This is a genomic window from Burkholderia sp. Ax-1724 (assembly GCF_011752995.1).
In the GTDB taxonomy this organism is placed as follows: Bacteria; Pseudomonadota; Gammaproteobacteria; order Burkholderiales; family Burkholderiaceae; genus Paraburkholderia.
The window spans coordinates 285,138-309,393 of record NZ_VWWL01000003.1 but is presented as its reverse complement, the minus strand read 5'-3'; the positions used below and the strand labels follow the sequence as shown (position 1 = coordinate 309,393).

The window sequence follows — 24,256 nt, the reverse complement described above, 5'->3', positions numbered from 1 at the left end:
TGCCATGGGGCGGGAATAAACTCGGCGTGCGGCGGGTTATGCGATGAAAGGGGCGTCGTGAGGCACGGCGAAGCGCATGCGGTTTTGGCTGTTGCGGGAGCGGCGGGGCGTGGTTTGGTCGCGTGGCCTGGTCGTACGGCTTTGCCGCATGACGCCGCGCGAGCCGTGCGGTTCGGCGCGCAGCGATAAGCGCGCCAGTCGCACCGGAGCGCGCTCCAGCCGAGGCCCGTTCGCGACCCCGGCGCGCCCCTGTCGCACCCCAATCGCACGACCTACGCAGCCGCCATGCCCTTGGAGGGCCCACGTGGTCCAGACCGATCCAGACTCCGCCCGCGCGCGCGGCGCAGCCGATGCCGATGTCGGCGCCGACACCGATGCCCATACCGTGCGAAGCCGTCGCTTCGAGCAGTTGGCGCTACCGCATCTCGACGCCGCGTACAACCTCGCGCGCTGGCTGTGCGGCAACGCCCACGATGCCGAGGACGTCGTGCAGGAAGCGTTCATGCGCGCGTTCCGTTTTTTCGATACGTTTCGCGGCGATTCCGCACGGCCGTGGCTGCTCGCGATCGTGCGCCGCACCTGGTACACGGAATGGCGGCGGCGTGCGCCGTCGCACGAGATGCTCGAATTCGACGAAACAATGGACGACGCGACTTTCGACGGCTGGAGCGCGGGCGGCGACGATCCGCAAACCCTGCTGATCCGCGACGAGGATACGAGGCAGGTGCATGACGCGCTCGCGCGTCTGCCGGTCGAGTATCGCGAGGTGCTGATTCTGCGCGAACTCGAGGAGATGGGGTATCGCGAGATCGCGCTCGTTGCCGACGTGCCGATCGGCACGGTGATGTCGCGGCTCGCACGCGGCCGGCGCAAGCTAGCCGAGATGTTGAGGGGGGAGCGGGGCGCGGTGCGCAGGGATACGCGGAGTGCGCCGGACACGCGCGAGCCCGCGCGGTGTTCTGAACTCATGGGGGGCGAGCCGGGCAAAGCCGCCGGTTTGACTGCCGATGCGGGAGCGCCGCCGTTCGCAATACCAGACGATCCGCATGCGCAGTCCACGCGCACGGGACGAGACGGCGAGGAGCGCGCCACATCGTTCACGCCGCGCGCGTCGGCTGCCGGCGCGACGGTTGCACAGCTCCGGGCGTTCGTGGACGGCCGGCCCCTCGAGATTCCCGGCACGGCCGCGGACCCAGCTCAGGAGACGCCGGATGAACTGTAACGAAGCACGGCCGCTCCTCGATGCGAATGCCGATCACGAATTGCCGGCGCCCGATGCGCGCCGGGTCCAGCAGCATATCGAGAGCTGCGACGATTGCCGGCGCGCGAGTGAAAACCTGCGCGCGTTGCGGGGAGCGTTGCGCGCGGCGCCGTATCATCGGGCGCCATCGTCGCTGCGGGCGCGGATTGTCGCCGGCTTGCCGGCTGCGCTCGATGAGGGGCGCGGGGTGGCGGATCGGGTTGAGGCTGGGGCGCAGATGGGTGAAGGCATGCCGGCTGATGGGGCGGCTAATGCGCCCAATGCGCCCAATGCGCCCAATGCGCCCAATGCGCCCAATGCGCCCAATGCGCCCAATGCGCCCAATGCGCCCAATGCGCCCAATGCGCCCAATGCGGCGAAGGAACCTCGACGTCGGCGGGGCGTGGCGTGGTGGTCCGCGTGGCTCGATGGGTTGCTCGGTTCCGCCGGCTCAGGTGGTCGAGGCCATACCGGAGGTTGGAGTGGCCCAGGCGGTTCGGGTAGCGCAGACGGCTGGGGCGGCTTCGGTCGTCCCGCCACTGCAGGCGGCGTGAACCGCGTGGCCGTGCGCGGCGGGCTCGTCGCGCTTGCCATTGCGTTGTGTGCGGCCGCGGCGATCCTCACGCTGAATCTGCACCGTCTCGCCGACGCCCAATTCTCGCCGTTCATGGACGAACTCGTGGAAAGCCATGTCCGGGCACAGGTATCGGGCCGCGACATCGACGTGATTTCGACGGACCGGCATACGGTCAAGCCGTGGTTCAACGGTCGGCTCGATTATTCGCCGCCGGTCGAGGATCTCGCCGCGAGCGGTTTTGCGCTCGAAGGCGGCCGCCTCGATTACATCGCGCATCAGCGGGTCGCGGTGCTCGTGTACCGCTATCGCAAGCACGTGATCGACGTGTATGTGTTCCCGCAAGGCGCCGCGCGCGGGGCCGACGGCGCGATGGCTGCGGTGCTCGGCCACGACGGCTATTCGATCGCGCACTGGGACGCGCAAGGCATGACCTGGTGGGCGATCTCCGATGCCGCGCCCGACGCGCTGAGCGGCCTCGAAGCCGCGCTGAAGGCGCGCTTGCAGAGCGGCAGCGAGAGCACGGAGGCCGGTTAGGGGGCCACGGCGGGGAGACGCAGAAGCCGGCAAAAGAGGGCGCGCCCGGGCGAATTTTGCCGAGGAGGCAAGCGTTCGGTTCTCACCGCGCAGGCCGCCGGCCCCGCCGTCTGCGCAGTGGCGCCTGGCATCGCACCGAGCCACTCCGCCACGATGTTTTTCACCCACGCCTCTCGGTCAACCCTCCTAAGCTCTTGAAAACACTCCCGATTCGCTTGCCGAATCGGCGGAATATCTTGCAACCCGGCCCCATTCTGGTTATACTCTTTGGCTTCTCACTTGCCGCACCGGTTCCGACGCCCGGGCGGCTTCAATCCAAAAGTCAGCACAAGGAGTGTGTAATGCGTCATTACGAAATCGTCTTTATCGTGCATCCCGATCAAAGCGAGCAGGTGCCCGCCATGATCGAGCGTTACAAGGGCACGATCACGTCGCACGGTGGTCAGGTCCACCGCGTCGAAGACTGGGGCCGTCGTCAACTGGCCTACATGATCGAGAAACTCGCGAAGGCTCACTACGTCTGCATGAACATCGAATGCGACCAGACCACGCTCGACGAGCTGGAACACGCGTTCAAGTTCAACGACGCCGTTCTGCGTCACCTTATCGTCAAGATGAAGAAGGCTGAAACCAGCCCGTCGCCGATGATGAAGGAAGTGCAGCGCGAAGAAGCCAAGAAGTCGGCAGCCGCTCAGCCGACCGAAGCGCAGGCTTAAGACACACTATTTAAGCTACCAGACCCCAGCGTCGCTGTCGCTCACGTACACGAAGGCATACCCAGGTACATGAACCGGCTGCAACTCACGGCGAGCGTCGTCGAACGCGAACCGGTGCGGTATACCCCCGCCGGCGTTCCGATTGCCAGCTGCACGTTGCATCACCGCACGGAAGTCGTCGAAGCGGGCATTGCCCGCCAGGTCGAACTGACCATGCAGGCGGTGGCCGCGGGCGAAGCGAGCGGTCAGCTCGAAAGCTGCCAGATGGGCGTGGAAACGCTCTTCACCGGCTTTCTGGCCAAGAAGCACCGCAACGCAAGAACTCTGGTATTTCATATCACAGCATTGCAGGACATTGGAAAGGACTAATCATGCCCCGCCCGACTGGTAAGAAATTCGACAAGCGTCGTCAGCAACAGAACCCGCTCTTCAAGCGCAAGAAGTTCTGCCGTTTCACGGCTGCTGGCGTCGAAAACATCGACTACAAAGACATCGAAACGCTGAAGGACTTCATCGGCGAAAACGGCAAGATCACGCCGGCGCGTCTCACGGGTACCAAGGCTCACTATCAACGCCAGCTGGACACGGCTATCAAGCGCGCGCGTTTCCTCGCGCTGATGCCGTACACCGACCAGCACAAGGCCTAACCCGACGACGCGATAAGGAGCATCCGAATGCAAATCATTCTTCTGGAAAAAGTCGTCAATCTGGGCAACCTCGGCGACATCGTGAAGGTCAAGGACGGTTACGCACGTAACTTCCTGATCCCGAACAAGAAAGCCCGTCGTGCAACGAAGGAAGCGCTGGCCGAATTCGAAGTGCGTCGCGCGGAACTCGAAAAGATCGCCGCTGAAAAGCTGGCTGCCGCTCAGGCTCAAGGCGAGAAGCTGGCTGGCTCGACGGTTCAGATCAATCAGAAGGCTGGTGTCGACGGCCGTCTGTTCGGTTCGGTGACCAACGCCGACGTGGCCGAAGCACTGGCCAAGCAAGGCTTCGCAGTGGAAAAGGCGCAAGTGCGTCTGCCGGAAGGCCCGCTGAAGATGGTTGGCGAGCACGCTGTCCAGGTTTCGCTGCACACCGACGTTCTCGTCGATGTGACGGTGGCCGTGATCGGCGAGCACGTCTAAGCATCATGTAGGATCAGCCAGGACGTTGCTGGCGAAAAGCAGGGGCCGGGTGACCGGCCCCTGCTTTTTTTATGCCGGTTTTTATACCGGCTCTTTCCGTTCCGTCTGTTTTTTCCGCTCGCCGCAACCGGCGGATTGCCCGATAATTCCACCCCATGAACGCACCGTCGAAAGATCCCCAACTCGAGTCGCTGAAAGTCCCGCCGCATTCGATCGAGGCCGAGCAATCGGTGCTGGGCGGGCTGCTGCTCGATAACGCGGCGTGGGACCGCATCGCCGACTTCCTCGCGCAAAGCGACTTCTACCGCTACGACCACCGCATCATCTTCGAACATATCGGCAAGCTGATCGCGGCCACGCGTCCGGCCGACGTGATTACCGTGTACGAAGCGCTCGGCACCTCGGGCAAGGCGGAGGAGGTCGGCGGTCTCGCCTATCTGAACGCGCTCGCGCAGAACACACCGAGCGCGGCCAATATTCGCCGCTATGCGGAAATCGTGCGCGATCGCGCGGTGCTGCGCCGGCTCGTGTCGGTTGCTGACGAAATCTCCGCCGACGCGTTCAACCCGCAAGGCAAGGAAGTCCGGCAACTGCTGGACGAAGCCGAATCGAAGGTGTTTTCGATCGCCGAAGACGGCGCGCGCGGCACGCAGGGCTTCCTCGAAATCGGGCCGTTGCTGACCGAGGTGGTCGAGCGGATCGACACGCTCTATCACACCGCCAATCCGAGCGACGTGACCGGTACGCCAACCGGCTTCGTCGATCTGGACCGCATGACTTCGGGCATGCACGGCGGCGAATTGATCATCGTCGCGGGTCGTCCGTCGATGGGTAAGACGGCGTTTTCGATGAACATCGGCGAATACGTCGCCGTGGAGTACGGGCTGCCGGTTGCGGTGTTCTCGATGGAAATGCCGGGCACGCAGCTCACGATGCGTATGCTCGGCTCGGTCGGCCGGCTCGACCAGCACCGCATGCGAACCGGGCGTCTGACCGACGAGGATTGGCCGAAGCTCACGCACGCGGTGCAGAAAATGAGCGAGGCGCAGATTTTCATCGACGAAACCGGCGGCCTGAACCCGATGGAGCTGCGCTCGCGCGCGCGCCGGCTTTCGCGCCAGTGCGGCAAGCTCGGCCTCATCATCATCGACTATTTGCAGTTGATGAGCGGCTCGTCGTCCGGCGAAAACCGGGCGACCGAAATCTCGGAAATCTCGCGTTCGCTGAAGAGCCTCGCGAAAGAACTCGACGTACCCGTGATCGCCTTGTCGCAGCTGAACCGCGGTCTCGAACAGCGCCCGAACAAGCGGCCGATCATGTCGGACCTGCGTGAATCGGGCGCTATCGAACAGGACGCGGACGTGATCCTGTTCATTTACCGCGACGAGGTGTACAACCCCGACAGCCCCGACAAGGGCACCGCGGAGATCATCATCGGCAAGCAGCGTAACGGTCCGATCGGTCCCGTTCGGCTCACGTTCCACGGTCAATACACGAAGTTCGACAACTTTGCCGGTGCGCAGAATTTCTACGGCGGCGAGTGACGCGCACCCGGCGCCGTTGTTGTAACGGCGCCGTCATAAAGTGCGGCATTGGTGACACAACGGTACAATATGGCGGTTTTATGTCAGCCATTACGTGACCAATTTTCGGGATCCCAATGTTCGGTCGTTTCATGCCCACCGAGGGCAAGTTCTTTGAAATCTTCAATGCGCACGCAACGTGCATCGTCTCGGCAAGCCACGAGCTCGAGCTACTGATCGACAATCTGCAGGACGCGGAAACCCACAAGCAGAACGTGCAACAGTCCGAGAAGGCTGCCGACAAACTCACGCACGAAGCCATCGACCTGCTGCACAAGACTTTCATCACGCCGCTCGACCGCGACGAGATCCACAAACTGATCACGACGATGGACGACATCCTCGACCTGATGGAGGATGTCGCCACCGCCATCTCGCTGTACGACGTGCAATCGGTCACGTCCGAGGCCAGCCAGCTTGCGCATATCTGCACGGCGACCTGCGAGCGCGTGCAGTTCGCCGTGAGCCTGCTCGCGGACATGAAGCAGGCGAGCCAGATCCTCAAGGCGTGCGAGGACATCGACCGGCTGGAGTCGGAAGCCGACCGCGTGCTGCGCGCTGCTATGTCGAAACTGTTCCGCGAGGAAGACGACGTCAAGGTTCTGATCAAGCTCAAGGCGATCTACGAGCTGCTCGAAACGGTCACCGACAAGTGTGAGGATGTGGCGAACATCATCGAAGGCATCGTGCTGGAAAACGCATAATGCAATCGATACAACTCGCTATCTGGGTCGTTGCCGGCCTGGTTGCCGTCGCGCTGGTTTTCGACTTCATGAACGGCTTTCACGACGCGGCGAACTCGATCGCCACGGTCGTCTCGACCGGCGTGCTGAAGCCGCAGCAGGCCGTGGCATTCGCGGCAGCGTTCAACGTCGTTGCCTATTTCGTGTTCCACCTGAAAGTGGCCGCGACGGTCGGCAAGGGCACGATCGACCCCGACATCGTCGACCATTACGTGATCTTCGGCGCGCTGGCCGGCGCGATCGCCTGGAACATCATCACCTGGCATTACGGCATTCCGTCGAGTTCGTCGCACGCGCTGATCGGCGGGCTCGTGGGTGCCGCGCTCGCCAAGTCGGGCTGGGGCTCGCTGAACTGGGACGGCCTCATGAAGACGATCGCGTTCATCTTCATCTCGCCGCTGCTCGGCTTCGTACTCGGTTCGTTTTTCATGCTGCTGGTGTCGTGGCTTTATTTCCGCACGCCGCCGAGCAAGGTCGACCGGCGTTTTCGCCGTCTGCAACTGCTGTCGGCGGGGCTGTACAGCCTTGGCCATGGCGGTAACGACGCGCAGAAAACCATCGGTATCATCTGGATGCTGCTGATCGCGACCGGCTTCGCGTCGTTGAACGCGGATGCGCCGCCGCTGTGGGTGATCGGCGGCTGCTATCTGTCGATGGGGCTCGGCACGCTCTTCGGCGGCTGGCGCATCGTGCGCACGATGGGGCAGAAGATCACGAAGCTGAAACCGGTCGGCGGCTTCTGCGCGGAAGCGGGCGGGGCGATCACGCTGTTTACGGCGTCGTGGCTCGGCATTCCGGTTTCCACGACGCATACGATTACCGGCGCGATCGTCGGCGTCGGCGCGACGCAAAAGCTCAGCGCGGTGCGCTGGGGCGTGGCCGGCAACATCGTCTGGGCATGGATTCTGACGATTCCGGCTTCCGCGGTGCTGTCCGGTGCCGCATGGTGGCTCGGTCACCGCTTTCTGTGATTGCGTGTATCTCGCCTGAGATGGCCCGCGCTGTTTGATCGGCGCGGGTTGTTCGAGGGCTTCGGGAGTCCCGGCCTCGTTCGGTCAGCGCCTCTGCGCTGGCGCTGGCGCTGGCCTGCTGTTTTACCTCTGTTCTGACTGACCTGACTGCGCGATTCGTTAGCGATTGCCTCACGCTTTACGACTATCGCCGCGCGTCACCTATCCCCTCAACACGCTCTCCGGCTTAGATCAACGGCGCGCTCGCGCCATCCATCGGGATGATCGCGCCGGTCACATAGCTTGCGCGGCGGCTCGCGAGGAAAAGCGCGACATCGGCAATTTCCTCGGGTTTGGCATAGCGGCCGAGTGGCACCTTGGCCTGGCCGCGCGCGAGCGCTTCCTCGTTGCCGATGCCCTGGCCCTGTGCTTCGAGCCTGACCGCTTCCTCAACGCGCTCGGTCAGCGTCGAGCCCGGATTGATCGCGTTGATGCGGATGCCGTAGCGCGCGTAGTAGTGCGCGAGGCCGACGGTTGCCAGCATCAGCGCCGCATTCGCCGCGCCGCCGGCGATATGGATGTCGCTCGCCATCTTGCCGCCCATGCCGATGATGTTGACGATCGTGCCCGGCTCGCCGCCGTGGCCGGCCTTCGCACGCTCGGCCATGCGGCGCAGCACTTCCTGCTGCGGATAGATGTAGGGGAAATACTTCGCTTCCATGGTCGCGCGGAACGCGTCGGCGTCGAGCGTTTCCGGGTCGTAGCGGCGCGCCGCGCCGGCACTGTTGACGAGCACGTCGATCGGTCCTACCGCGGTGCTGACTTCCTCGACGATATCGGCGGCGCTGTGCGGCTCGTGCAGATCGGCGCGCGTGCGATGCACGTGCAGTCCCTCCTGCTTCAACTGCTCGTAGGCACGCGCGAGGTTGGCGGGATCGCGCGACACGATCGCGACCTTCGCGCCTTCCTGCGCGAAGGCCCGCGCGCACGCGAAGCCGATGCCTTTGCTGCCGCCCGTAATCAACACCACCTTGTCTTTCAGACCGAGTTCCATCGTCATCACCCGCCGTCGGAAGAATATCCGGTGACGATAGCAGATTGGCGCGGGCGTCGTATCGCGCGGCGGTGTTTTTGTGCGGCGCGCGAAAAGGGGGCGTGTGTCAGCCGTCGCGCGTTCGGCGCGCATGACAACGGGCGCTGTCTTCCAGCTACCCACAGACGGCTACGCCAGAGCAAAAGCCTCGGTCGCTGGATACGGGCGCGTCAATAACTGCCGTTCGCAAAGCGGGCGATCGGGTCGTCGCTGGTTTGCGTGGGAGCGGGGATGCCACGTGCCGCCGTCGACGCGCGCATGATCTGCACGCCGCCGCCAGCTTCGGCGCGTTGCGCCTGCTGAGCCTGGCGTTCGGCGAGCGCAGCGGACGGTGGTGGCTCGAAGGCATCGGCGGCGTCGTCGATGGCATCGGGGGCGTTCCGCGACACGGTGCGGGCGCTCGTCACAGGCTGTGCCGGTTGTTGCATTGACGAAGGCGCGACGGCCTCATAGGTGCTCGCCTGGGCGGTCGGTGCCGCGGTCGGCGCCACGGCACCGGCGGAGCGCGCCTGCAATTGCGCGGCGCTGAGACCTGCAGGCGGCGGCTCGAACGGGTCGGCCTGGGCGGCGGCGGTCGCGCCGTTGTTGCCGGCGGGCGCGGTCGAAACCACGACCGGCTGGGCGGGCGCGGCAGCCGAAGGCACTCTCGGCGCCGTTTCAAGGCGCGCAGCCTGCGAGGACGAACCGCCTGCGTAAACCGGTGCCTGAGGCGCGGGCCTCGTCAGCGGGGACGTGATGCCACCGGACGCGGCAGGTGCACCCGCATAGCCCGACGTAGACGGAACGGCCGCCGCAGTTGCCGCCGCCACCGCCGCGCCACGCTCCGGCTGCGGCGCCGCGGCCTGATAACTCGGCGTATCGAACGGCGCCGGCGTCGCGGCTGGTCCGGCCATGCGGCGGATTCCGTCGAAGCGCTTTGCCCAATAGGGATTGGTCAGATAGTCGAGGCGCACCGTGCCGCCTGTCGACGGCGCATTGACGAAGCGCAGCTTGCCTACGTAGATGCCGACGTGCGAATGCGCACGCCCGGTCGTGTTGAAAAAGATCAGATCGCCGGGCGCGATTTCGTCGGGTTCGATCGATTCGCCGCGGCTGCTCATCTCGGCCGTCGTGCGCGGCAGATTTACCGATGCGGCGCGCAGCACGACATAGCGCACGAGGCCGCTGCAATCGAAGCCGCTGTCTGGCGTGTTGCCGCCCCAGCGATAGGGCACGCCGACGAGGCTCATCGCCTGGATCGAGATTTCCTCGCGGCCGATGCTGTGGTCGACGAAATGGGGGAAGCCCGGCGGCGGCGCGTGATACGCGCCGTTCGCCACGACGATGCCGCCGACCGGCCCGCGCGACGTTTTCTGCGGCGCGCCGGCACAAGCGGCGAGCAACAGCACGATCAGCAGCGAAAACGCGAGTCGGAGCATGAAGACGGGGCGGGCGGGTAAACGCCCGTTTACTGACTGAATGTCGCGATGGTAGCCCGTCACACGCGGCTGCGGCAAGAATTGTTGATAAATTACTTGAAGTTTGTGCGCTAAGTGTTGCCGGCGCGGAACGCCAAGGCGATAAAAAAAGCCGCGTCCGGAACGATCCGGACGCGGCTTGCGATGCCAGGGAAAGCCGGGAAAAACCCGGCCGAAGCCTAGAGAATTTCCGACGCGTAATCGGCGAGGCGCGAGCGCTCGCCGCGCGCGAGCGTCACGTGTCCGCTATGCGCCCAGCCCTTGAAACGGTCGACCACGTAGGTCAGGCCCGAACTGCCTTCGGTCAGGTAAGGCGTGTCGATCTGCGCGATATTGCCGAGGCAGATGATCTTCGTGCCCGGACCCGCGCGCGTGACGAGCGTTTTCATCTGCTTCGGCGTCAGATTCTGCGCCTCGTCGATGATCAGATACTTGTCCACGAACGTGCGGCCGCGCATGAAGTTCATGCTCTTGATCTTCAGGCGCGAGCGGATCAGCTCCTGGGTCGCGGCGCGGCCCCATTCGCCGGCGGCGTCGTCGGTTTTCTGCAGCACTTCGAGGTTGTCGTCGAAGGCCCCCATCCACGGCTGCATCTTTTCCTCTTCGGTGCCGGGCAGAAAGCCGATGTCTTCGCCGACCGGCACCGTCGCGCGCGTCACGATGATCTCGTTGTAGCGCTTGTCGTCGAGCACCTGCGCGAGGCCCGCCGCGAGCGCGACCAGCGTCTTGCCGGTGCCGGCCTGGCCGAGCAGCGTGACGAAGTCGATTTCCGGGTTCATCAGCAGATTCAGCGCGAAGTTCTGCTCGCGATTGCGCGCCGTGATGCCCCACACGTTGTTCTTGTGGTGGCCGTAGTCGCGCAGCGTTTGCAGCAGCGCCGTCTTGCCGTTGATTTCGCGCACGAGCGCATGGAACGCGGGCTCGCCGTTCTGCGGCTCGAGATAGACGAACTCGTTGACGAGCATCGACGCGCACAGCGGCCCCGTGACCCGGTAGTACGTCGTGCCGGTCTTGGTGTCCTGCCAGCTTTCCATGCCCTTCGCGTGCCGGGTCCAGAAATCCTGCGGCAGCGCGCGGATGCCCGTGTACAGCAGATCGCTGTCTTCGAGAACCTGGTCGTTGAAGTAGTCTTCGGCGGGCAGGCCGAGCGCGTGCGCCTTGATGCGCATGTTGATGTCTTTCGACACCAGCACGACCTGGCGGTCCGCGCGATCGCGCTGCAACGCGCGCACCACGCCGAGGATCTGGTTGTCGGCCTTGCCTTCGGGCAGGCCTTCGACCGGCTCGATCGCGGTGAGGCGGGTCTGGAAGAACAGGCGGCCCGACGCCTCGCGGCTGCCGAGGCGCGCGAGCGAGATGCCGTCGGCCATGTCGCCGGCATTGGCGACGAGCGCGTCGAGCGTGCGGCTCACCTGGCGCGCGTTACGCGCGACTTCCGACATGCCTTTCTTGTGGTTGTCGAGCTCTTCCAACGTCATCATTGGCAGATAGACGTCGTGTTCCTCGAAACGGAACAGGCAGCTCGGATCGTGCATCAGCACGTTCGTGTCGAGCACGAAGAGCTTCTGCGCCTCGACCGGCGTGGTGGTGGCCGTACCGCGTTTCTTGCGCGTGCCGCTTGCGGCGGGCGCAGGGGCGGCAGCGGTGTCGGCCTCGTGCTTGGCAGCCGGGGCGCGCGCCACGACCGGTTCGGCCTCGGCCGCGGCCGGCGCGACCGGAACCGGCTGCAACAGCGCGGCGGTCTGTTTCGATTTGCGGCTGCGCGCCGGGCCCGGTTGCGCGGCGGCGGGCGTCACCGCGGCCGGCACGGGCCGCAGTGTGGTGGCGGCGTTGGCGGCGTCCGCCATCGGGGTGGCGACGTTGGCGCGGCCGTAATCGGCCGACTCTGCGGATTCCCCTTCACGCGCCGGTTTTTTCGCGGCGGAACGCGCGGGCGTGACGGCTTTGGCCTTGTATTCGTCAGGCGACAAAAGATTGCCGAGCTTGCTGGGGGGAGTAGGCAAAGGCATGGTTTCCCTCGAAATAATCGGGTCACATATCGTGCGCCGCCCGTCGCATTCTGCCGGTGCCCTCATGGGACACACAGTTTGCGCGAGGAGGCGCGCATTCGGTCTAGAGATGCCGGTTCGCCTGGTCTTCGATAGGCTCCTTGACGGAAGCGCGCAACCGGATGAACGAACGGTTGCGCGCAATTAAAAAAGCCGCCGTCCCGGCATTCGGGACAGGCGGCTCGACGACGATGCTCGCGTTGCGCCTCACGAACCGAACGGTTCCGGTCGATCCGGTCAAGCGGCCGTCAGATCTGGCGCAGCGGAGAAAAATGTGGGGTGAACAGGCACTCATTGCGGCCCAATATAACGCGCATCAAAGCGCTTGTACAGCCTCCAGGATTTCGTCGACGTGGCCCGGCACTTTTACGCCGCGCCATTCCTGGCGCAGCAAGCCGTTGGCGTCGATGAGGAACGTGGAGCGCTCGATTCCCCGTACTTCTTTGCCATACATTTTCTTCATTTTGATGACGGCGAAGAGCGCGCACAGCTTTTCTTCCTGATCCGAAATCAGCGGGAAGGGCAGTTCGAGCTTGGCCTTGAAGTTGTCATGGGAGCGCAGGCTGTCGCGCGACACGCCGATGATTTCCGCGCCCGCCTTCCTGAATTTGGGGTACAGATCGCGGAATTGCAGGCCTTCGGTCGTGCAGCCCGGCGTGTTGTCCTTCGGATAGAAATACAGCACCACCTTTTTGCCCCGCAGTTTGGACAGCGTGATCTCGCCACCGGTCGCGGGGGCGGTGAAGTCGGGGATGGGTTGGTCGACTGCGATGGACACGAGGTTCTCCGGTTGTGGTGGCCGGCGCCGGCTTGCTGCCGCGGCGTCGGCCGGTCTGTCGTCGAGACTTTTATTGGGGAGCGGGCGGTGCGCCGTGGTTGTGCGCGGCAGCCGGACACTCGGGCCCGGCCGCTTGGTTCAGGGCTGGACGATCAGCTCGCCGGAGCGCCCTGGAATTTCGCCCCATGTAACAGGGTACGATGGCAGCGTGCCGCGGTCTAGCGTCGCGTAATAATCGCCCATCGTCGCGAACGTGTGGCCCTGGGCGCGCCAGCCTTCGAGCAGCTGTTCGAACACCGGCGCGAGCTTCTGTCCTTCGAGTTCCGCGTGCAGCGTGAACACCTGGTCGTGCGGATTGTTTTCCGTGTGTCTGAGCATCGACGCGGCGACGTTGTGAATGTCGACACCGTCGATGCCGAGCACTTCGTCGAGCGTGGGCAGCGTGGTCGGCATCTGCACGTGCGCGAGCGTTTTGCCGTCGACCACCGGCAGATACGGCGAGCGGCCGCGGCCGTCGGACGCGTAGCGCATGCCCCACGCGTCGATCTGCGCGAACGCGTGGCCGTTCATCTGCCAGCCCGCCGCGCCGTGGGTGATGGGCGGCGCGCCGAATATCTCCGCGAAACGGTCGTGGCTCTGCTGCATCTGCGCGACGGTCCACGCGCGGTCTTTCGCGCGCACGTTGTCCTGCCAGTACACGTGGTCCCACGTATGAATGCCGCACTCGAAACCGGCCTCGTGGATCGCGCGCATCTCGGCGGCCGCCTTCGCGCCGATGTCGGGACCGGGTAGCAGCACGCCGTACAGCAGTTGCTTCACGCCGTAGTGCTCGACCACCGAGGTGCGCGACACTTTCTTCAGAAAGCCCGGCCGCAGCACGCGGCGCATCGCCCAGCCGGTGTGGTCGGGTCCGAGGCTGAACAGGAACGTGGCGCGGGCCTTGAAGCGGTCGAAGATGCGGGCGAGATTCGGCACGCCTTCGCGGGTGCCGCGCAGCGTGTCGATGTCGATCTTCAGGACGATGCGAGCCAAGGACGCGCCCTTATTGCTGTTCGACGAGCGCGCGGGCTTCGGCGACGTGGCCGCGATAGGCCTCGAAAATCTTGCGCAGCGCTTCGTCGAAGGTCGAGGTGGGCGCCCAGCCGAGTTCCTGCATCGTGTTGTCGATTTTCGGCACGCGGTTCTGCACGTCCTGGTAGCCGGTGCCGTAGTACGCGCCCGACGACGTCTCGACGAGCTGCACCTGGCGGGCTATTTCCGCGTATTCGGGGAATTCGGCCGCGAGCGCGAGCATCTTGTGCGCGAGCTCGCGCACCGAGAAATTATTGGTCGGGTTGCCGATGTTGTAGATCTTGCCGGTGGCCACGCCGTTTTTATTCTCGATGATCTTCATCAGCGCGCTGATGCCGTCGTCGATGTCGGTGAACGCGCGCTTCTGCGCGCCGCCGTCGACGAGGCTGATGTTCTCGCCGCGCACGATATGGCCGAGGAACTGCGTGACCACGCGCGAGCTGCCTTCCTTCGGCGTGTAGATCGAGTCGAGGCCCGGGCCGATCCAGTTGAACGGGCGGAACAGCGTGAAGTTCAGGCCCTCCATGCCGTAGCCCCAGATCACGCGGTCCATCAGCTGCTTCGAGCAGGCGTAGATCCAGCGCGGCTTGTTGATCGGGCCGTACGACAGCACCGACTCTTCCGGATCGAACTGCTCGTCCGTGCACATGCCGTAGACCTCGGAGGTCGACGGAAACACGAGGTGCTTGCCGTACTTGACGGCCGAACGCACGATCGGCAGGTTTGCCTCGAAGTCGAGCTCGAACACGCGCAGCGGCTGCTTCACGTAGGTGGCGGGCGTGGCGATCGCGACGAGCGGCAGGATCACATCGCACTTCCTGATGTGATATTCGACCCATTCCTTGTTGATCGTGATGTCGCCTTCGAAGAAGTGCATCCGCTCGTGATTGACGAGGTCGCCCAGACGTTCGGTCTGCATGTCCATCCCGAACACTTCCCAGTCGGTCGTCTCGAGAATGCGCTTGGACAGGTGGTGGCCGATGAAGCCGTTCACACCCAGAATCAGGACTTTTTTCATGAATGAGTTTGGAATAGCTGGGCGAATTCCGCCGGAGTGACGACAGTCTCGCTGCCGCCGTGCTGATGCCGCAATTCGTGGATGGCGATCGCTCGGCCATCGCCGCAGATCGCGAAAACGGCATTATCGCTTACGTGCAGGCCCGGCGGCAAATCCGAGCGAAGCGCGCCGGGCGCGGCCAGGCGGGCGCGCGCGACGATCAGGCGCCGGCCGTTCAGGTCGGTGAACGCGCCCGGATAGGGGGGCGCGACTGCCCGGATCAGGTTATAGACCTGTTGCGCCGACTGCTTCCAGTCGATGCGGCCGTCTTCGGGCTTGCGCCCGCCATAGTAGCTGCCGTGCGCGAGATCGTTCGGCAGATGCGGCGCCTCGCCCGCCAGCAGCGCCGGCAGCACGCGCCACAAGGTTTGCTCGGCCGCGACCGTGACCTTGTCGAACACCTGCGCGGCGGTGTCGTCGGGCAGGATCGGCACCGGCGTTTGCGCAACGATCGCGCCCGCGTCGGGTTTGGCAGCCATCTCGTGCAGCGTCGCGCCGGTTTCGGTCTCGCCGTTGAGCACCGCCCAGTTGGTCGGCACGCGGCCGCGATACTTCGGCAGCAGCGAGCCGTGCATGTTGTAGGCGCCCCGCGCGGCGATCGCGAGCAGGTCGACCGGCAGCATGTGGCGGTAGTAGAACGAGAAAATGAAGTCCGGCCGCGCGGCGCTCACCGCGGCGCGTAGCTCGGGGCTTTTCGGATCGGCCGGCGTGAGAACGGGAATGCCGTGCTCGGCCGCGACCGAAGCGACGCTGCCGAACCAGATGTTTTCGCTCGGGTTGTCCTCGTGAGTGACGACGAGCGCCACCTCGACGCCGCGCGCGAGCAGCACCTGCAGGCAGCGCACGCCGACGTTGTGATACGCGAATACGACGGCACGCGGCTTCATGGCTCACGCCCCTGATCGGCGAGCGGCGCCGGCTGCACGCCCTGCACGACGCTTTGAAGCGGCGCTTCGGCGACGGCCGTGCCGTTGCGTTCCTCGAGTATGGTCTGCACCAGGTAGCGCGGCCGTGCGCGCACCTGCTGATAGATCCGGCCGATGTATTCGCCGAGCAGCCCGAGCGCGAAGATGATGACGCCGAGCAGGAAGAACGTGATGGCGAACAGCGTGAACACGCCTTGCACTTCCGCGCCGATGATGAAGCGGCGAATCAGCAGCAGCACGAACAGCGCCGCGGAGCCGAGCGACAGGATCACGCCGATGAACGACAGCCATTGCAGCGGCACCACCGAAAAGCCGGTGACGAGGTCGAAATTGAGGCGGATCAGCGAATAGAGCGAGTACTTCGACTCGCCGGCGAAGCGCTCCTCGTGCGCGACCTCGATCTCGACCGGGTTCTGCGCGAACGTGTACGCGAGCGCCGGAATGAACGTGTTGATCTCGCCGCAGCGGTTGATCGTATCGACGATGTGGCGGCTGTACGCGCGCAGCATGCAGCCCTGGTCGGTCATCTTGATGCGCGTGATGCGTTCGCGCAGATGGTTCATCGCGCGCGAGGCCTTGCGGCGCCACAGGCTGTCCTGGCGCTGCATGCGGATCGTGCCGACGTAGTCGTAGCCCTCGCGCATCTTCGCGACGAGCTTGGCGATTTCCTCGGGCGGATTCTGCAGGTCGGCGTCGAGCGTGATGACGATGTCGCCGCGCGATTGCTCGAAGCCCGCGAGAATCGCCATGTGCTGGCCGTAGTTGCCGTTCAGCAGGATCACGCGGGTCGCGTCGGGCCGCGCGCGGAACTGCTCGGCGAGCAGCGCGGGGGATTTGTCGCGGCTGCCGTCGTTGATGAAGATCACTTCATAACGGGTGCCGAGCGCGTCGAGCGCCGGATAGAGGCGCGCGAACAGCGCCGCCAGGCCGGCTTCCTCGTTGTACACCGGAATGATGATCGACACTTCCGGTGCGACGGCGCGATGTTCCGAATAAGTCATGTCCGCTTATTTTCCGTATTGTTCGCAAATTTCGTTGACCGCGCGGCACACGCGCTCGACGTCGCCTTCGTTCATCAGCGTGAAGAGCGGCAGCGTGACAGTGGCGGCGCCGAAGCGCTCCGCGTGCGGGAACATGCCTTCCCTGAAGCCGCGCGCGCGATACAGCGTGAACAGGTGGATCGCCGGGTAGTGCACGCCCGAGCCGATGCCGCGCTCCTTCAACTGGCCCATGAAGCCGGCGCGGTCGAGCGAGAGCCGCTCGAGCGGCAGCGTGATCTGGAACATGTGCCAGTTGCTGTTCTCGAAATCGGCGCACGGCAGGCCGACGCCGAGCCTGAGCGCCGCGCCGCCCTCGAAGCCCGCGAAGTACGCGCGCGCGAGTTTCCTGCGCTGCGCGAGGAAGCGCGCGAGATGCGGCAGCTGGCCGAGGCCGACGCGCGCCGCGACGTCCGTCAGGTTGTACTTGCCGCCGAGCACGTCGCAGTCCATGCCGTCGAAGCCGGTGCGTGTGATGCCCTGCAAGCGGTACTTCTGCGCGAGCACCGCTTCTTCCTCGTTGTTGAGGACGAGCGCGCCGCCCTCGATCGAGGTGAGGTTCTTGTTTGCGTGGAAGCTGAACGAGACGATGTCGCCGAGCTTGCCGATGCGCTCGCCGTTCCAGCTGGAGCCGAACGCCTGCGCGGCGTCTTCGATCACGCGCAGCTGGTGCGCGCGGGCGATCGCGTAGAGGCGGTCCATGTCGACCGGCAGGCCGGACAGATAGACCGGCAGCAGCGCCTTGGTGCGCGGCGTGATCGCCTTTTCGAGCAGATCGAGGTCGATGTTGCGCGTGACCGGGTCGATGTCGACGAACACCGGCGTCGCGCCGGTTTCGATGATGACGTTGCTGGTCGAGACCCACGTTGCCGGCGTCGTGATGACTTCGTCGCCGGGGCCCACGCCCGCGATGCGCAGCCCGATTTCGAGTGTCGCGGTGCCGGAATTGAAGGTGCGCACCGGCCGGCCGCCGCAGAACTCGGAGAGCGCGGCCTCGAACTTCTGGTTCTGCGGGCCGGTGGTGATCCAGCCGGAACGCAGCACCTCGGCGACGCCCTCGATCGTTTCCTCATCGATCTCGGGTTTGACAAACGGCAAAAACGGGACGGTTGACTGGCTCATGAATGCATCGCTCGATTGAAAGGGGCGCAGCCCGAAGGGCGCGAAGTAAACCACAAACCACGCACAAACCCAAGTCCGCGGCGAGAAAAACGAAACCTCACAGCTTAACGCGCCGAACCTTACGTCTCGCTTAGGCGGCGCGCGCGCCGCTCAGGTTCCTGATGGCTTCCTGCAAGGTTGCCGGGCCCGGTGCGTGCCGCATGGCCGGCGCGGGCAATAAACGGTAATAGAACGTGCCCGGCAAACCGCTGCCGGGACGTTGCGCCTAGCTGCGCGCGAGCACGACCACGCCGACGAGGATGATGCCGATGCCGACCAGCTTCTGCACCGACATCACTTCGCCGAACAGATACCACGCGGCGAGCGCGTTGACGACGTAGCCGAGCGAGAGCATCGGATAGGCGATCGATACGTCCACGCGCGAGAGCCCGACGATCCACACCGCCACGCTGACCACGTAGCAGGCGAGCCCGCCGATGATCGGCGGCTGGGTCGCGAGCTTGAAGCCGATGGGCAGGATGTTCGCACGGGTGAATTCGAAGTGTCCAACGGCATTCGTGCCGGCCTTGAGCAGCAGCTGCGCGCCGGCGTTCAGCGTGACGCCGGCGAGGATGCAGAAGAGGGAAATCGGGTTCATCGAGCGTGGTGGTCCAGAGTGGGGGTCAGGGTTGCGGTTTGGCTGGCGCGGCGGACGCGGACGCAGGCGTTTGCCCGGCGCTTGCGCTCGCGGCTTGCCCGGGTTGCGCCGCCGGCGTGGGCACGGGCACGCCGGCGGACACGGCGGCCATGGCCGCCGCTTCGGCCGCGCCAGCCGCATCCGGGAGCGGCTTCATCACCACCACGCGGCGCGCATCGCGCGCGATTACCTGCATCGGCAGGCCCTGCTTGAGCAGCCGGTCGTAGGTCGGCGGCGGAATCAGCGCGAGTGCGTAACGGTCGGCCTTCCAGCGCTCGATCCACGCATCGACGGTCGGCACCCATTTCTGCGGCTCGACCGAGACGCCGAACGCGAGTTCGTCCGGATGTTCGACCATGATCATCGTGTGGCCGACATAGAACGGCAGCGTGTGGTCGAGCACGCCGACCGAGTAGAACGGCGTATCGGCCGGCAGCTTCGCGAGCTGCGCGCGGATCGGCGGCGCGAGCGGCGCGCCCGAGCTGAGGCGCCCGAACACGTCGTGGCCGGTGCCGGCGATCGTGGCGAGCAGCAGCCATGCCGCACCGAAGGCGGCGAGCGCGCCGAGGCCGGCGTGCCGGCCGTTCGGGTCGCGGCGGTTCAGCCACAGCGCGAACAATGTGAACACGAACGCGACGGCCAGCGCGGCGAGCACCCACACGCGAAACGCCACGTACAGCTCGGTGGGATTGCGCGCCGTGCCGAAGCGCGGCAGGAACAGCGCGGCAAACGCGCCGACCACGAAAAAGAGCGCATAGCCGGCCAGATGGCGGCGCAGCTGGTCGCGCGTGACGAGCGGCAGGTACATGCCGATCAGCATCGCGATGGGCGGGGCGATCGGCAGCGTGTAGGACAGCAGCTTCGAATGCGACGCGCTGAAGAACAGGAAGATGAAGACGATCCACGTGAGCATCAGCGTGACCGGCGCGAAGCCGTTCGGCTGGCGCGGCTGGTGCCACGCGTGGCGCACGCTCTGGAACGTCACCGACAGCCACGGCAGGAAGCCCACCAGCAGCACCGGCACGAAGTAGTAGAACGGGCCCGGCCGGTTCTGCTCGGGCGTCAGATAGCGCTCGAACTGCTGGACGATGAAGAAGAAGTTCAGGAACTCGGGATTGCGCTCCTGCACGAGCACGAACCACGGCGTCACGATCGCGAAAAAGACGATCAGGCCGCCCACCAGATGCAGGCGCTTCCAGAGCGCCCAGTCGCGCGCGATCAGCGTGTAGATCACGAGCACGGCGCCCGGCAGGATCAGGCCGACGAGGCCCTTGGAGAGCACCGCGAGCGCCATCGAGGCCCAGCACACCCACATCCAGCCGCGCACGCACGAGGTCGGCAGATTGGGCCGCTGGGCGAGCAGCAGCGCGCACAGCGTGAGCGTCATCCAGAACGACAGGCCCATGTCGAGCGTGTTGAAGTGGCCCATCAGGTTCCAGTATGGAGAGCAGGCCAGCACGAGCGCCGCGAACACGCCGCTCGCCGCGTTGAACACGCGCGCGCCGGTGAAGCCGAGCAGCAGCACGCCGGCGAAGCCCGTCAGCGCGGTGTAGAGCCGCGCCTGCCATTCGCCGATGCCGAACCAGGCGAAGGTGAGCGCGTTCGCCCAGGTTTGCAGCGGCGGCTTCTCGAAATACTTGTAGGCGTTGTAGCGCGGCGTGATCCAGTCGCCGGTCAGGAACATCTCGCGCGCCATTTCGGCGTAGCGGCCCTCGTCGCTCGGCAGCAGATGCCGCCAGCCGAGCGGCACGAACCAGATCACGGCGAGAGCCAGCACCAGCAAGAGGATCGCGGTGCGATTGAGCGGTAGCCTCGACGGCGTATCGTTCATGAATGTCAACCTTTCTGGCGGCGCCGCGCTGGACGGCGCGGCGTCGTTGTTCTTGAAATGGCGGCCGGTCGCGCCGGCGCGGTGAGTCGCGGCCCGCCGGGGACGGGCCGCGGTGACGGCGGGCGCGGCATTGCCGTGCCGCGCCGGGCTAGGCTTCGATCAGCAACGCGGCCGCGACCTTGCGGCCCTCGGCCATCAGAATGTTGTAGGTGCGGCAGGCGGCCTTGAAGTCCATCGTTTCGACGCCGATGCGCTGCGCGGTGAGCGCGGCGGTCAGGCGCGGATGCGGGAAGCGCAGCTTCTCGCCACTGCCGAATACGACCACTTCGGGCGCGGCGTCGCTCAGCATCGCGAAGTGCTCGGCGCTCAGTTGCTCGAAGGACGACACGGGCCAGGGAATGACCGGTCCGTTCGGCAGCACGAGAATGCTGCCCGTATGATGCACCAGATTGATTTCGACGTAGTCGGCGCCGTAGCCGGTGACGGTGTTCAGCGCGCCGCTGGAATCCTGATGTAATTTCAAATTGGTTTTCCGAAGTCGTCGTGAGACATCATGCCTGTGGGCGGCCTTGCCGGATGCGGCGCGGCCGGCGCGGTTCGATGCGCGTGATCGATGCGCATGAGGCACGGAAGCGGCCGAAAAGGCTTGCCGTTGCGGTTGGTGCATTGCGGAAGTCGGCCAAAATCCGCTAAATTATAACTTTTTAGCCGCCTTGCGGCGCCCCTTGCTCATGTGTCGCCACAAGCCGCGCCCGAGCGCGTCGGCGTGGCCCACCGGCTACCTGCGTTGGCGTCGCGTGCGTTCGCCGCGCGCTTTCGGCGGCTTTTCCCGTTGCTTGGTTCCTGCTCGCGCCGCCCGCGGTGGCCCGAAAGATCGACCAATCCGCGGCTGGCGGCCGTCGCCGGCGCTGCCGCGTCTGAATCCCGTAGCGGCGAATCTGCGCGGCCCGGCGGCGTCAGCCGGGCCCGTTTGCCCCAGGGTTTGCCCAAGCCATCAACCAGGATGAAGTGCCCGCCGTGAAACCGATTCTCAAATCCAACAAATTGCTGAATGTCTGCTACGACATTCGCGGGCCCGTCCTCGAACACGCGAAGCGGCTCGAAGAAGAGGGCCATCGCATCATCAAGCTGAACATCGGCAATCTGGCGCCGTTCGGCTTCGAGGCGCCGGACGAGATCATTCAGGACATGATCCTGAATCTGCCCGGTTCGTCCGGCTACTCCGATTCGAAGGGCGTGTTCTCGGCGCGCAAGGCGATCATGCACTACACGCAGCAAAAGGGCGTGCAGGGCGTCGAGCTCGACGACATCTACATCGGCAACGGCGCGTCCGAGCTGATCGTGATGGCGCTGCAGGGCCTCGTCAACGACGGCGACGAAGTGCTGCTGCCGGCACCCGACTACCCGCTGTGGACCGCCGGCGTGAGCCTCGCGGGCGGCACGCCGGTGCACTACATCTGCGACGAGTCGAACCGCTGGATGCCGGATCTCGACGACATCCGCGCGAAAATCACGCCGAACACGCGCGCGCTCGTCGTGATCAACCCGAACAACCCGACCGGCGCGCTGTATTCGGACGAACTGCTGCTCGGCCTCATCGAGATCGCGCGCCAGCACGGCCTCGTGATCTTCGCCGACGAGGTCTACGACAAGATCATCTACGACGGCAAGAGCCACACGGCACTGGCCTCGCTCTCCGAAGACGTGCTGACGGTCACCTTCAACAGCCTCTCGAAAAGCTACCGCTCGTGCGGCTATCGCGCCGGCTGGATGGCGATTTCGGGCCTGACCGGCGAGAACCGCCGGCTCGCGAAAGACTATCTCGAAGGGCTCGGCATTCTCGCGTCGATGCGCCTGTGCCCGAACGTGCCGGGCCAGTACGCGATCCAGACCGCGCTCGGCGGCTACCAGAGCATCAACGACCTGATCGTGCCGAGCGGGCGGCTCTACAAGCAGCGCGAACTCGCCTACGAGATGCTGACGGCAATTCCGGGCGTGAGCTGCGTGAAGCCGGAGGCGGCGCTGTACATGTTCCCGCGCCTCGACCCGAAGGTGTATCCGATCCAGAACGACCAGCAGTTCATCCTCGACCTGCTGCTCGAAGAGCGCGTGCTGCTCGTGCAGGGCACCGGCTTCAACTGGAAAACGCCGGATCACTTCCGCGTCGTGTTCCTGCCGAACGTCGACGACCTCGCGGATTCGATCAACCGGATCGCGCGCTTCCTCGACGGCTACCGCAAACGTCATACAGCCTGAACCGGCCGCGCGTACGATGTGGCGCATGATGTGACCGATGCGCGCGCCGCACGTACCACCCCGACACCCTTTTCAAACCTCTACTAAACACACGCTGCATGGAACCGATCAAAGTTGGACTGCTGGGCTTCGGCACGGTAGGCAGCGGCACCTTCACGGTACTGCGCCGCAATCAGGAAGAAATCAAACGTCGCGCGGGCCGCGGCATCGAGATTGTGCGCATTGCCGTGCGCAACCCGGCCAAGGCCACCGCGGCGCTCGGCGGCGCAGCCGGCAGCGTGGCGCTGAGCGACGACTTCAACGCGGTGGTCGACGATCCCTCGATCGCGATCGTCGCGGAAATGATCGGCGGCACCGGCATCGCGCGCGAACTCGTGCTGCGCGCGATCAACAACGGCAAGCATGTGGTCACGGCCAACAAGGCGCTGCTCGCGGTGCACGGCACCGAGATTTTCGAGGCGGCGCGCGCGAACGGCGTAATGGTCGCGTTCGAGGCGGCGGTGGCGGGCGGCATTCCGATCATCAAGGCGCTGCGCGAAGGGCTCACGGCGAACCGCATCCAGTACATCGCCGGCATCATCAACGGGACGACCAACTACATCCTCTCGGAGATGCGCGACCGCGGGCTCGATTTCGCGACCGCGCTGAAGGCCGCGCAGGATCTCGGCTACGCGGAAGCGGACCCGACCTTCGACATCGAGGGCGTCGACGCCGCGCATAAGGCGACGATCATGAGCGCGATCGCGTTCGGCGTGCCGGTGCAGTTCGACAAGGCTTACGTCGAGGGCATCAGCAAGCTCGCCGCGATCGACATCAAATACGCCGAGGAACTCGGCTACCGCATCAAGCTGCTCGGCATCACGCGCCGCACCGATAAAGGCATCGAATTGCGTGTGCATCCCACGCTGATTCCGGAAAAGCGCCTGCTCGCCAACGTGGAAGGCGCGATGAACGCGGTCGTCGTGCACGGCGACGCGGTCGGCACGACGCTCTACTATGGCAAGGGCGCGGGCGCGGAGCCGACGGCGTCCGCCGTGGTCGCCGATCTGGTCGACGTGACGCGCCTGCACACGGCCGACCCCGAGCACCGCGTGCCGCATCTCGCGTTCCAGCCCGACAGTTTGTCGAACACGCCGATCCTGCCGATCGACGAGGTGACGAGCGGCTACTACCTGCGCTTGCGCGTCGCCGACGTAACGGGCGTGCTCGCCGACATCACGCGCATCCTGGCCGATACCGGCATTTCGATCGACGCGCTGCTGCAGAAGGAGTCGGAATTCGTCGACGCGAAGGGCAAGGGCGAAACCGACATCCTGCTGATCACGCACGAGACGGTCGAAAAGCAGGTCAACGCCGCGATCAGGTCGATCGAGGCGCTCAAGACCGTCGTCTCGCAAGTCACGAAGCTGCGCATGGAAGCGCTGAACTAGGCCG

23 protein-coding genes are annotated in these 24,256 nt (G+C 65.2%); 11 read left to right on the top strand and 12 right to left on the bottom strand.

The features are described from left to right. The first annotated feature begins 304 nt into the window (after positions 1 to 304). From F3J19_RS05400 to F3J19_RS05360, 9 genes are all read left to right on the top strand, one after another. Positions 305 to 1,222, top strand: a complete 918-nt coding sequence (locus F3J19_RS05400; RefSeq protein WP_167038551.1) for an RNA polymerase sigma factor — start codon at positions 305 to 307, stop codon at positions 1,220 to 1,222. Then, on the top strand, positions 1,212 to 2,351 hold the full coding sequence (locus F3J19_RS05395; protein ID WP_167038549.1) for a zf-HC2 domain-containing protein: 1,140 nt from the start codon (positions 1,212 to 1,214) through the stop codon (positions 2,349 to 2,351). The genes F3J19_RS05400 and F3J19_RS05395 overlap by 11 nt, the downstream gene beginning before the upstream one ends. A gap of 341 nt (positions 2,352 to 2,692) precedes the next feature. Then, positions 2,693 to 3,067 (top strand): 30S ribosomal protein S6, encoded by a 375-nt coding sequence (gene rpsF / locus F3J19_RS05390; protein WP_167038547.1) that lies wholly within the window; start codon positions 2,693 to 2,695, stop codon positions 3,065 to 3,067. 69 nt (positions 3,068 to 3,136) lie between these two features. Next, complete coding sequence (gene priB, locus F3J19_RS05385; protein ID WP_167038545.1) at positions 3,137 to 3,436, top strand: primosomal replication protein N; 300 nt, start codon at positions 3,137 to 3,139, stop codon at positions 3,434 to 3,436. Between the two features lie 2 nt (positions 3,437 to 3,438). Beyond that, positions 3,439 to 3,714 carry a 30S ribosomal protein S18 gene (gene rpsR / locus F3J19_RS05380; protein WP_167038543.1) on the top strand — a complete coding sequence of 92 codons (276 nt, stop codon included), beginning with the start codon at positions 3,439 to 3,441 and terminating at the stop codon, positions 3,712 to 3,714. A 27-nt stretch (positions 3,715 to 3,741) separates the two neighbouring features. Then, complete coding sequence (rplI, locus tag F3J19_RS05375) at positions 3,742 to 4,194, top strand: 50S ribosomal protein L9 (RefSeq protein WP_167038541.1); 453 nt, start codon at positions 3,742 to 3,744, stop codon at positions 4,192 to 4,194. A 155-nt stretch (positions 4,195 to 4,349) separates the two neighbouring features. Next, positions 4,350 to 5,738 carry a replicative DNA helicase gene (locus F3J19_RS05370; protein WP_167038539.1) on the top strand — a complete coding sequence of 463 codons (1,389 nt, stop codon included), beginning with the start codon at positions 4,350 to 4,352 and terminating at the stop codon, positions 5,736 to 5,738. Between the two features lie 116 nt (positions 5,739 to 5,854). After that, positions 5,855 to 6,481 carry a DUF47 domain-containing protein gene (locus F3J19_RS05365; protein ID WP_167038537.1) on the top strand — a complete coding sequence of 209 codons (627 nt, stop codon included), beginning with the start codon at positions 5,855 to 5,857 and terminating at the stop codon, positions 6,479 to 6,481. Continuing rightward, entirely contained in the window at positions 6,481 to 7,491 is a 1,011-nt protein-coding gene (locus F3J19_RS05360) for an inorganic phosphate transporter (RefSeq protein WP_167038535.1), read from the top strand. The genes F3J19_RS05365 and F3J19_RS05360 overlap by 1 nt, the downstream gene beginning before the upstream one ends. Positions 7,492 to 7,717: 226 nt before the next feature. On the opposite strand, the gene F3J19_RS05355 is transcribed toward F3J19_RS05360, so the two are convergent. The 12 genes from F3J19_RS05355 to F3J19_RS05300 form a co-directional block, all read right to left on the bottom strand. After that, positions 7,718 to 8,524, bottom strand: a complete 807-nt coding sequence (locus F3J19_RS05355; protein WP_167038533.1) for an SDR family oxidoreductase — start codon at positions 8,522 to 8,524, stop codon at positions 7,718 to 7,720. A 209-nt stretch (positions 8,525 to 8,733) separates the two neighbouring features. Then, positions 8,734 to 9,981, bottom strand: a complete 1,248-nt coding sequence (locus F3J19_RS05350) for a C40 family peptidase (RefSeq protein ID WP_167038531.1) — start codon at positions 9,979 to 9,981, stop codon at positions 8,734 to 8,736. Positions 9,982 to 10,199: 218 nt separating this feature from the next. After that, positions 10,200 to 12,029 (bottom strand): PhoH family protein, encoded by a 1,830-nt coding sequence (locus F3J19_RS05345; RefSeq protein ID WP_167038529.1) that lies wholly within the window; start codon positions 12,027 to 12,029, stop codon positions 10,200 to 10,202. Between the two features lie 355 nt (positions 12,030 to 12,384). Further along, the gene (locus F3J19_RS05340; protein ID WP_167038527.1) at positions 12,385 to 12,846 is read right to left on the bottom strand and encodes a peroxiredoxin; all 462 of its coding nucleotides are present in this window, start codon (positions 12,844 to 12,846) and stop codon (positions 12,385 to 12,387) included. 138 nt (positions 12,847 to 12,984) lie between these two features. Next, complete coding sequence (locus tag F3J19_RS05335; RefSeq protein WP_167038525.1) at positions 12,985 to 13,878, bottom strand: polysaccharide deacetylase family protein; 894 nt, start codon at positions 13,876 to 13,878, stop codon at positions 12,985 to 12,987. A gap of 10 nt (positions 13,879 to 13,888) precedes the next feature. Further along, positions 13,889 to 14,935 carry a bifunctional UDP-4-keto-pentose/UDP-xylose synthase gene (locus F3J19_RS05330; protein ID WP_167038523.1) on the bottom strand — a complete coding sequence of 349 codons (1,047 nt, stop codon included), beginning with the start codon at positions 14,933 to 14,935 and terminating at the stop codon, positions 13,889 to 13,891. After that, the gene (locus F3J19_RS05325) at positions 14,932 to 15,861 is read right to left on the bottom strand and encodes a formyltransferase (protein WP_167038521.1); all 930 of its coding nucleotides are present in this window, start codon (positions 15,859 to 15,861) and stop codon (positions 14,932 to 14,934) included. Before F3J19_RS05325 ends, F3J19_RS05330 begins: the two co-directional genes overlap by 4 nt. Next, positions 15,858 to 16,901 carry a glycosyltransferase gene (locus tag F3J19_RS05320; RefSeq protein WP_167038519.1) on the bottom strand — a complete coding sequence of 348 codons (1,044 nt, stop codon included), beginning with the start codon at positions 16,899 to 16,901 and terminating at the stop codon, positions 15,858 to 15,860. Before F3J19_RS05320 ends, F3J19_RS05325 begins: the two co-directional genes overlap by 4 nt. A gap of 6 nt (positions 16,902 to 16,907) precedes the next feature. Beyond that, complete coding sequence (locus tag F3J19_RS05315; RefSeq protein WP_167038517.1) at positions 16,908 to 18,059, bottom strand: DegT/DnrJ/EryC1/StrS aminotransferase family protein; 1,152 nt, start codon at positions 18,057 to 18,059, stop codon at positions 16,908 to 16,910. A 265-nt stretch (positions 18,060 to 18,324) separates the two neighbouring features. After that, on the bottom strand, positions 18,325 to 18,696 hold the full coding sequence (locus F3J19_RS05310; protein ID WP_167038515.1) for an SMR family transporter: 372 nt from the start codon (positions 18,694 to 18,696) through the stop codon (positions 18,325 to 18,327). A 25-nt stretch (positions 18,697 to 18,721) separates the two neighbouring features. Further along, positions 18,722 to 20,566, bottom strand: a complete 1,845-nt coding sequence (locus F3J19_RS05305) for a glycosyltransferase family 39 protein (protein ID WP_167038513.1) — start codon at positions 20,564 to 20,566, stop codon at positions 18,722 to 18,724. A 148-nt stretch (positions 20,567 to 20,714) separates the two neighbouring features. After that, entirely contained in the window at positions 20,715 to 21,089 is a 375-nt protein-coding gene (locus F3J19_RS05300; protein ID WP_167038511.1) for an Mth938-like domain-containing protein, read from the bottom strand. 485 nt (positions 21,090 to 21,574) lie between these two features. Here F3J19_RS05300 and F3J19_RS05295 point away from each other — a divergent pair, with 485 nt between their 5' ends. Both F3J19_RS05295 and F3J19_RS05290 read left to right on the top strand, forming a co-directional pair. Further along, complete coding sequence (locus F3J19_RS05295; protein WP_167038509.1) at positions 21,575 to 22,822, top strand: pyridoxal phosphate-dependent aminotransferase; 1,248 nt, start codon at positions 21,575 to 21,577, stop codon at positions 22,820 to 22,822. Between the two features lie 98 nt (positions 22,823 to 22,920). After that, positions 22,921 to 24,252, top strand: a complete 1,332-nt coding sequence (locus F3J19_RS05290) for a homoserine dehydrogenase (protein WP_167038507.1) — start codon at positions 22,921 to 22,923, stop codon at positions 24,250 to 24,252. Positions 24,253 to 24,256: the final 4 nt, after the last annotated feature.